The sequence below is a fragment of the Roseateles sp. genome, assembly GCF_052436255.1.
In the GTDB taxonomy this organism is placed as follows: Bacteria; Pseudomonadota; Gammaproteobacteria; order Burkholderiales; family Burkholderiaceae_C; genus Pelomonas.
The window spans coordinates 1-5,364 of record NZ_JBQVNP010000224.1; the positions used below are offsets into that span (position 1 = coordinate 1).

The window sequence follows — 5,364 nt, forward strand, 5'->3', positions numbered from 1 at the left end:
CGGCCTGGCATCCTGGTCCTGCATCACCAGCGTCTTGATGACGGTGAACGGGTCGAGCCCGAGCATCTCGGCGCCGCGCTGCGCGCCGCCGTGCTCGACGTACTCGTAGGGGTGCTCGGTGAAGGCGATCTTGTGCGCGCGCAACAGCTGCGTGGCGGGTGTCTCGGAGGTGTGGGTGCTCTTCTTGGCCATCTCGGTGGCAGTCCTCTGTTCAGGATTGCTTCAGGAATTTTATTGTTTTACGATAAAAATTTGCCGTGTCTCATTGAATACCGGCTCACGCATGCAGCATACGCCAGCCCCGGCCGCCACGCCCTCGTTCTACCTGAAGCGCCACGCGCAGGTCGTGCTGGCGCTCGTCCTGGCCGGGGCTGCGCTGCTTGTCGCGCAGCCGGTGCTGCTGCTCTCGGCCAGCGACTGGCTCGACATCTTCGGCCTCGGCAGTTTCCTCGGCCTGCCCAACCTGCCTGCCGACGAAGCGGGCCGCTGGCGCACCGCGCTGGTCAGCCTGCTGCCGGTGGGTGGCGGCCTCTATGCGCTGCTGCATCTCTGGCGGCTGTTCGGCGAGTACGGCCGTGGCCGCGTCTTCGGCGCCACGGCACAAGACGCGCTGGTGCGATTCGCATGGGCCGTGCTGCTGCTGGCATTGCTGCTTCCGCTGGCGCGCGGACTGATGACCGTAGCGCTCAGCATCGGCAACCCGCCGGGCCAGCGCTTCCTGTCGATCAGCATCGCGTGGTTCGACTGCCTGCACATCCTCTTCGGCGCCGTGCTCGTGGCCATCGCCCGCGTCATGGTCGAGGCCCGGCGCCTGGCCGACGACAACGCCGGCTTCGTCTGACCCCGCCATGCCCATCGTCGTGAACCTCGATGTGATGCTCGCCCGCCGCAAGATGCGCTCGCGCGAACTGGCGGAGCATGTCGGCATCACCGAACAGAATCTCTCGCTGCTCAAGAGCGGCAAGGTGCGCGGCGTGCGCTTCGACACGCTGGAGCGCATCTGCGAGGCGCTGCAATGCCAGCCCGGCGACCTGCTCGAGTGGCAGCCGTCGCCGCCAGAGAGCTGATGCGCCGCCCCGCCCTGACGGCGCTCGTGCTGGCCGTGGTGGCGATGCACGCGGCGATGCTCTGGCTGCTGGTGGTCGCCACGAAGCCGCATGGCAGCATTGCCGGCCCGGTGAAGCGCGTCGTCATGGAAGTGGTGCAGGTCACGCCTCCCGTGAAGGCCGAGCCTCCTGCGCCGCCGAAGGAAGCAGTACCGCGGGCTCCAGCCGCGCGCCCGGCGGCCAAGCGTTCGACCGTCGTCACTCACGACAACTCGATCACGGCGCCCGCCGCGCCGACCGCAGCCGCGGAGCCGCCGCAAAGCACAAATCCTCCGCCTCTGATCCTCCATTCGGAAAGCACCCGCCGCGCCCTGCGCGACGTGGGCCGCGAGCGCTCCTTTGCTGACCGGGCCAGCCAGGACCTCAACGGCAGCCCGCGCCCGGCCTTCGATTCGAGGTTGAGCGCAGGTGTCGCAGGGGCTGCGCACGGCGACTGCATGAAGGGCCAATTCAAGGGCAGCAACATGGGCCTGCTGAGCCTGCCCGCACTCGCGCTGGCGGCAGCCCAGGGCGAATGCGCCCGCTGATCTATTGACTCACGCGGCAGGGTCGCGGATTTCCCAGCGGATCTTGTCGATCTCGGCCAGCACTTCCGGCGACAGCGTGGTGCCGTACACGTCCAGGTCTTCTTCCAGCTGTGCCAGCGAGGTCACGCCGATGATGGTGCTCGCCACCTGCCACTTCGTGTAGCAGAAGGCCAGCGCCAGTTGCGTCGGCGTCAGGCCGTTGTCTCGCGCCAGCTGGTTGTAGCGCTTCGCGGCGCGCAGCGAATCGGGACGGCCCCAGCGCTGCTTGCGCACCGATTCATAACTGGAGATGCGCGCGCCCTTCGGCGCATCCGGCCCCTCGATGCCGCTCTGGTCGTACTTGCCCGTCAGCAGGCCGAAGGCCAGCGGCGAATACGCCAGCAGCGAAACACCCAGCCGGTGCATCGTCTCGTCCAGCCCGTTCTCGTGGCCGCGGCTGATGAGGCTGTACACGTTCTGCACCGTTGCCACGCGTGGCAGGCCGTGCTGCTCGGCCAGCCGCACGAACTCGTGCACGCCGTAGGGCGTTTCGTTCGACAGGCCGATGGCGCGCACCTTGCCCGCCTTCACCAGCTTGCCCAGCGCTTCGAGCTGCTCGTGGATCGGCGTCTTGGAGGTTTCCTTGGCCGGGTCGTAGTAGATGTTGCCGAACAGCGGCACATGGCGCTCGGGCCAGTGGATCTGGTACAGGTCGATCACGTCGGTGCGCAGCCGCTTCAGGCTGGCGTTGCACGAGGCCTCGATGTCGGCAGCCGTCATGCCGCTGCCTTCGCGCACCCAGGGCATGCCGCGCGAGGGGCCGGCCACCTTGGTCGCGACCACCAGCTTCTCGCGCGCTCCGGGGTTGGCGGCAAACCAGTTGCCGATGATGGTCTCGGTGACGCTGTAGGTTTCCTTGCGCGTGGGCACCGAGTACATCTCGGCGGTGTCGATGAAATCGACGCCCCGCTCCAGAGAGCGGCTCAGGATGGCGTGGGAGGTGGGCTCGTCGACCTGTTCGCCGAAGGTCATCGTGCCGAGGCAGATCGGGGTGACGTGCAGGTCGCTTTGACCAAGTTGGATCTTTTTCATGCGCGGGATGCTACCGCCCTGCCCCACGGCCCGCTGGCCACCGCACCAAAACCCGAGCGCCGCGCGTCCGCGCACTGTCCTGTGCCGGACTGCGTCAGTACAAAGGCCTCCTTATCATCGACGCCCATGTACCAAGCCCTCCGCCCCTCCCGCAGCGAATTCGTGCCCGTGCGCAACCTCAGCTACCACGTGCGGCTGTGGGGCCAGCCTTCCGACACGCGCCCGCCGCTGGTGCTGGTGCACGGCTGGATGGACGTGGCGGCGTCGTGGCAGTTCGTGGTCGACGCGATGGAGGAAGACCGCTTCATCATCGCCCCCGACTGGCGCGGCTTCGGCCTCACCGACGGCGGCGGCGTCGACAACTACTGGCTCGCCGACTACCTGGCGGACCTCGAATGGCTGCTCGACCACTACGTGGGCGAAGACGAGAACAGCCGGCAGGTCGACCTCGTCGGCCACAGCATGGGTGGCAACGTCGCCATGCACTACGCCGGCGTGCGGCCGCAACGCATCCGCCGCCTCGTCAACCTCGAAGGCTTCGGCATGCCCGCGCGCAAGCCCGAGGAAGCACCCGCGCGCTACGGCCAGTGGATCGACGAGCTCAAGCGCCTGCACCGCGGCGAGATGGCGCTGGCCGGCTACTCGGCCGTGGACGGCGTAGCCCGCCGCCTCATGAAGACCAACCCGCGCCTCACGCCCGACAAGGCCGCCTGGCTCGCCAGCCACTGGTCGGTGAACCACGCGCAGCCCGATGGCAGCGAGCGCTGGCAGATCCTCGGCGAGGCGGCGCACAAGATCGTCAACGCCCACATCTTCCGTGTCGACGAGACACTGGCGCTCTACGCGCGCATCACCGCGCCGCTGCTGATGGTCGAGGCCTCCGACGACAGCCTGCAAGGCTGGTGGAAGAACCGCTACACGCTCGACGAATTCCACGAGCGGCTGAAGTCGGTCGGCAACGTGCGCATCGAGCGGCTTGAGGATGCTGGCCACATGCTGCATCACGACCAGCCGCAGATCGTCGCACGGATGATCGAGGAGTTCCTGGCAGCAAGCTGAAGCGGTTCAGGCGCGGCGCGATTCGCTGTCGAGGCTCGCCATCTGCGCCGCGGCATAGCGGTCGCCGGCGGCGGCACCCTTCGGCACCGCGCGCTCGATGGCCGCGAAATCGTCGGACCCAAGCTTCACATTCAGCGCACCGAGCGCTTCGTCGAGCCGCGTGCGTTGCCGCGCGCCGATCAGCGGCACGATGTCGTCGCCCTGCGCCGCCACCCACGCGATGGCGATCTGCGCGACGGTCACGCCCTTCGCGTCGGCGATCTTGCGCAGCGCCTCGACCAGCGCGAGGTTGCGGTCCACGTTCTCGCCTTGGAAGCGCGGGCTGCGCGCGCGAAAATCCTTCTCGCCCGCGGCGTCTTTCTTCCAGTGCCCGCTGATCAGGCCGCGCGACAGCACGCCGTACGCGGTGATGCCGATGCCCAGCTCGCGGCAGGTGGCGAGGATGTCGTCCTCGATGCCGCGCGAGATCAGCGAATACTCGATCTGCAGGTCGCAGATCGGATGCACCGCCGCCGCCTTGCGGATGGTCTGAGACCCCACTTCCGACAGGCCGATGTGGCGCACGTAGCCTGCCTTCACCAGGTCGGCGATGGTGCCCACGGTGTCCTCGATCGGCACGTTCGGGTCGAGCCGCGCGGGGCGGTAGATGTCGATGTGATCCACGCCCAGGCGCTGCAGCGAGTAGGTCGCGAAGTTCTTCACCGCCGCCGGCTGAGCGTCGTAGCCGACCCAGCCGCCGGCCGGGTCGCGCATGGCGCCGAACTTCACGCTGACCAGCGCCGCATCGCGCTGCGAGGGCTTCAGGCTCTTCAAAGCCTCGCCGATCAGCATCTCGTTGTGGCCGCTGCCGTAGAAGTCGCCGGTGTCGAGCAGGGTGATGCCCGCGTCCATGGCGGCGTGGATGGTGGCGATGCTTTCCGCGCGGTCGGAAGGGCCGTACATGCCCGACATGCCCATGCAGCCGAGGCCGATGGCCGAGACCTTGGGGCCGGTGGCGCCGAGTTGGAGTGTGTTCATTGGAGCTGTCCTTTCAGGGGAACCGGACGCGATGGCGAGCGGCATGGCGGTAGTCTGGAAGCAAACACTCCGTTCGATAATCCGTCCGCCATCGCACGGGTTGTGCGGGAAAACGCACAATCCCGCCATGACCGAACCCGATCTCTCCGACCTGGGCGCCTTCGTGGCCGTCACCCGCGCGCGTGGTTTCCGGGGCGCGGCCGCCTTGCGCGGCGTATCGCCCTCCTCGCTCAGCGAGGCCATGCGCAGGCTCGAGGCACAGCTGGGCGTGCGCCTGCTGAACCGCACCACGCGCAGCGTGACGCCGACCGAAGCGGGCCAGCGGCTGCTCGACCGAATCTCGCCCGCGCTGGACGACATCGCCGGCGCGCTCGACACGCTCAACAGCTTTCGAGACAGCCCCACCGGCACCCTGCGGCTCAACGTGCCGACCATCGTGGCGCAGCGCGTGCTGCCGCCGCTGGCCAGCCGCTTCCTGCGCACGCACCCGGGCATCACGCTGGAGATTACGACCAACGACACCTTCATCGACGTGCTCGCGGCCGGCTTCGACGCGGGAGTGCGCTACGACGAGAGCATCGCCC

At 68.1% G+C, this 5,364-nt stretch carries 7 protein-coding genes and 1 pseudogene; 5 read left to right on the forward strand and 3 right to left on the reverse strand.

Annotated features, from left to right (window positions below):
• Positions 1 to 192 (reverse strand): annotated as a pseudogene (locus ACT6S0_RS26060) (Cys-tRNA(Pro) deacylase); the annotation flags it as partial.
• Between the two features lie 91 nt (positions 193 to 283).
• Here ACT6S0_RS26060 and ACT6S0_RS26065 point away from each other — a divergent pair.
• From ACT6S0_RS26065 to ACT6S0_RS26075, 3 genes are read left to right on the forward strand one after another with little or no spacing between them, the layout of a single operon-like run.
• The gene (locus tag ACT6S0_RS26065) at positions 284 to 841 is read left to right on the forward strand and encodes a DUF2975 domain-containing protein (protein WP_444766643.1); all 558 of its coding nucleotides are present in this window, start codon (positions 284 to 286) and stop codon (positions 839 to 841) included.
• A gap of 7 nt (positions 842 to 848) precedes the next feature.
• Complete coding sequence (locus ACT6S0_RS26070; RefSeq protein WP_444766644.1) at positions 849 to 1,067, forward strand: helix-turn-helix domain-containing protein; 219 nt, start codon at positions 849 to 851, stop codon at positions 1,065 to 1,067.
• On the forward strand, positions 1,067 to 1,633 hold the full coding sequence (locus tag ACT6S0_RS26075) for a hypothetical protein (RefSeq protein WP_444766645.1): 567 nt from the start codon (positions 1,067 to 1,069) through the stop codon (positions 1,631 to 1,633). The genes ACT6S0_RS26070 and ACT6S0_RS26075 overlap by 1 nt, the downstream gene beginning before the upstream one ends.
• A gap of 9 nt (positions 1,634 to 1,642) precedes the next feature.
• On the opposite strand, the gene ACT6S0_RS26080 is transcribed toward ACT6S0_RS26075, so the two are convergent.
• A complete protein-coding gene (locus ACT6S0_RS26080; RefSeq protein WP_444766646.1) occupies positions 1,643 to 2,704 on the reverse strand; it encodes an aldo/keto reductase in 1,062 nt (353 codons plus the stop codon).
• Between the two features lie 126 nt (positions 2,705 to 2,830).
• Between ACT6S0_RS26080 and ACT6S0_RS26085 the strand changes: the two genes are divergently transcribed.
• The gene (locus ACT6S0_RS26085) at positions 2,831 to 3,763 is read left to right on the forward strand and encodes an alpha/beta fold hydrolase (RefSeq protein WP_444766647.1); all 933 of its coding nucleotides are present in this window, start codon (positions 2,831 to 2,833) and stop codon (positions 3,761 to 3,763) included.
• Positions 3,764 to 3,769: 6 nt separating this feature from the next.
• On the opposite strand, the gene ACT6S0_RS26090 is transcribed toward ACT6S0_RS26085, so the two are convergent.
• On the reverse strand, positions 3,770 to 4,780 hold the full coding sequence (locus tag ACT6S0_RS26090) for an aldo/keto reductase (RefSeq protein ID WP_444766648.1): 1,011 nt from the start codon (positions 4,778 to 4,780) through the stop codon (positions 3,770 to 3,772).
• Between the two features lie 127 nt (positions 4,781 to 4,907).
• Between ACT6S0_RS26090 and ACT6S0_RS26095 the strand changes: the two genes are divergently transcribed.
• Positions 4,908 to 5,364: LysR family transcriptional regulator (locus tag ACT6S0_RS26095; RefSeq protein WP_444766649.1), on the forward strand; the 457-nt coding region annotated here is incomplete at its 3' end.